This window comes from Sedimentimonas flavescens, assembly GCF_025154035.1.
In the GTDB taxonomy this organism is placed as follows: domain Bacteria; phylum Pseudomonadota; class Alphaproteobacteria; order Rhodobacterales; family Rhodobacteraceae; genus Rhodobacter; species Rhodobacter flavescens.
Genome location: NZ_JAOALJ010000014.1, coordinates 1 through 2795, shown reverse-complemented (window position 1 = coordinate 2795; position 2795 = coordinate 1). Strand labels below are relative to the sequence as shown.

Genomic DNA, 2795 nt, shown 5'->3' with positions numbered 1-2795 from the left:
TCCGCCACCCACCCATCTCGATTTCCCTGTTTCGGCGTCTCCGACGAATTTCGCCCGCGTTTCCGCGGGTTAGCGCCCTGTGTTTCACTCAGAGACGCGCGTAGCTCGCATTGATCTCAGCAAAACTGCCCTGCGTCTCCGTCGGCCATTGTCGGAGGTTCGGTTTGCCTGCTTTTCCGTGGAAACAGGGAATTAACAGGGTAACTGTGATTTCCCGGCCCGTTCCTGAGGATGGCCTCCCTGAATCATGACGCGATAACAATGGGTTATGAGGCAATTCCCTGCTTCTCAGGAACAGGGAATTAATTCCGGGTGATCAGGGAATAAATTCCGCCAGAACAGGGAAAGAATTTCGCTAAACAGGGATTGGCCAATTCAGCCGAAGCAGCGCTGCTGTTCTGCCCAGTCGAGCGGGATGCCGTCGCGCAGGAGCTGCGCGACCGAGAGATCCGTCCGCTGCCGTCCCTCCAGGATCGCCGATTGCAGGGCGGGGGCCAGAAAGGCGAGCGGCAGGCGGGTCCGGACATAGGACTCCGAATGGCCGGTCTTGCGCGCGATCTCAGTCAGCGATTGACCCGCGCGCAGGGCGGCGGCCCAGCCATGGGCTTCCGCAAGGATGCGCAGAAGCGTGGGGTCGGGCCCTGGAACGCGCTCGCCCGTGACGATGCGGGTCTCCACGCCGCGTCGGCGCAGGTGAAGTGGGGTGTTCACTGTCAGGGCATCTGAGGAAAGGCGTTCGGAATTGATGCCGAGCGCCGCGCCGAGTTCTGCGCCGTCGAGTTGCAGGCAAATAGCATCGCGCTGAAGGGTGCCTGATTTGAGCAATCGCGCATAGAGTTCCGGGTCCGTCTCAAGCCGCGTGATCAGATCGACGACAGACGTTTCCACGGCACGCGCTTCGCGCGCATTCGGGTGCGCAAGCAGCGCATGGCGATCGCTGATCTGCCGCAGATGCCGCGCAATCAGCGATCTGACCGTGGTCTCCAACGACTGGGCAGGCAGGCGCCAGCCTGAGGGCTCGGCTGTGCCAGAGATTAACCGGTGCGAGACATAGTAGGAGAAGCGCCGCCCGTTCCACTGGGTATGGCTCGGCGTGAGGATGTCACCTGTCTCGTCACTCAGCTTTCCCAGAAGCGGGCGCGATGTCGCCGGATGCGATCTGCCGCGAGGCCGGGACCGCGCCGATTGCAGGCGTTCCTGCACCCGGTCCCACCGTTCTTGCGTGACGATCGCGGGATGCAGCCCGGGATAGCTTGTCGTCTTGTGCCGGATCCGCCCGAGATAGACAGGGTTGGTCAGCAGGTAATGCAACTGGCCCCGGGAGAAGGGCGCATCTGTCCGCGCGCCGGGGCGGGCTGAGGTTCGTGGGCGCAATCCCAGTCGGGCTGCCTCAGCCTCAAGCGTCCGCAGATTGCCCAAGTCGTCGTAGAGCGCAAACAGCTGCGCGACGGTTCTGGCTTCATCTGGCTCCACGATGAGCTCGCGCCGCTGCGGATCAGGGTGGGGGCGATAACCGAGTGGCACGGTGCCGCCCATCCAGAGCCCCTTCTGCTTCGAGGCCGCGATCTTGTCCCGGATCCGTTCTGCGGTCACCTCGCGCTCGAACTGGGCGAAGGACAGCAGCACGTTCAAGGTCAGACGCCCCATGGAAGAGGAGGTATTGAAGGCCTGGGTGACGGAGACGAAGGAACAGCCCGTGGCCTCGAGGCGCTCGACGAGGCGGACGAAGTCCGGCAGCGACCGGGTAAGCCGGTCGATCTTGTAGACGACGACCATGCCAATGCGGCCGGCGTCGATCTCGGCAAGCAGGCGCTGCAGGGCAGGGCGCTCGAGCGTGCCCCCGGAGAGACCACCATCATCGTAACGCTCGGGGAGGAGCTTCCAGCCTTCGTGTCGCTGGCTCGCGACGTAGGCGGCACAGGCCTCGTGCTGGGCATCAAGCGAGTTGAACTCCTGCTCGAGCCCCTCATCGGAAGACTTGCGAGTGTAGATTGCGCAGCGAATGGCGGGTTTTGTGCTCATGACGATTGCACCTTTCTTTTGGCTTTCGCATCGCTTGCGTCTGTCAGGCCGAAGAAACGCGGTCCTGACCAGCGCGCGCCGGTGATCGCGCGGGCAATTGCGGAAAGCGAGCGGTGGTGGAGACCGTTCCAAAGGAACCCGTTCGCTGTCACCTCGACGACGTGGGTTGTTCCATTCCATTCCCGCAGCAGTCGCGCCCCGGGGCGCAGGTCCGGCGTCTGTTGCCGCGGGTCGCCCGCGGCGATCCGCGCGAGCCGCGCCACCAAGCTCATAGGCAAACCGCCCTGCGCCCGGGCCTGGATCTCGAAGGCAATGAAGCGGCGCAGGATCGGCTGGCTCATCTTCGCGGGAACCGCGCCACCAAAGATGCCTGACCAGAGATCGGAGAGCGCCGGGCGATCGAGTGCTTCGATCTTAGCGACGGTAGCTACAGGACTATCGCCGGTACCTCGCCGACGAGCCCGTTGCGGCACCCTCGTTTCTGCTGTCATTTCGCCCTGGGCGTAGTCCCGTCGCATGCCTGTCTCCCGGTTATTCCGCGAGGGCCGATCCCCGCTACCGGGATGCGCCCGGACGAGGCCGAGCGTGGTCACAGCAACGCTCTCTTCGGCCTGGAAGTCGAGTGAATTCGGGCAAGTCCATTCCAATGGAGCCGCGCCAGACCCCGCCTCGGGGCGCAGTTTGTTGCGGTTCACGCCGGGCGCATGATTCGCGCCGCGTTTTGATGGCAATCTGGGGTATTCGGCATTTGGATTCGGGTTAGGACATTGAAT

General features: G+C 63.6%; 2 protein-coding genes. Both read right to left on the bottom strand.

Annotated elements, in window-relative coordinates; genetic code table 11:
- Positions 1–375: 375 nt before the first annotated feature.
- Positions 376–2022 (bottom strand): recombinase family protein, encoded by a 1647-nt coding sequence (locus N3C64_RS15215; protein WP_260015100.1) that lies wholly within the window; start codon positions 2020–2022, stop codon positions 376–378.
- On the bottom strand, positions 2019–2795 hold a 777-nt coding region (locus N3C64_RS15210), incomplete at its 5' end, for a DUF2924 domain-containing protein (RefSeq protein ID WP_260015099.1). The genes N3C64_RS15210 and N3C64_RS15215, both read right to left, overlap by 4 nt.

What these genes read in the sequence shown, in the direction of transcription:
- N3C64_RS15215 (WP_260015100.1), bottom strand. Translation starts at nt 2,022, where the DNA reads ATGAGCACAAAACCCGCCATTCGCTGCGCAATCTACACTCGCAAGTCT.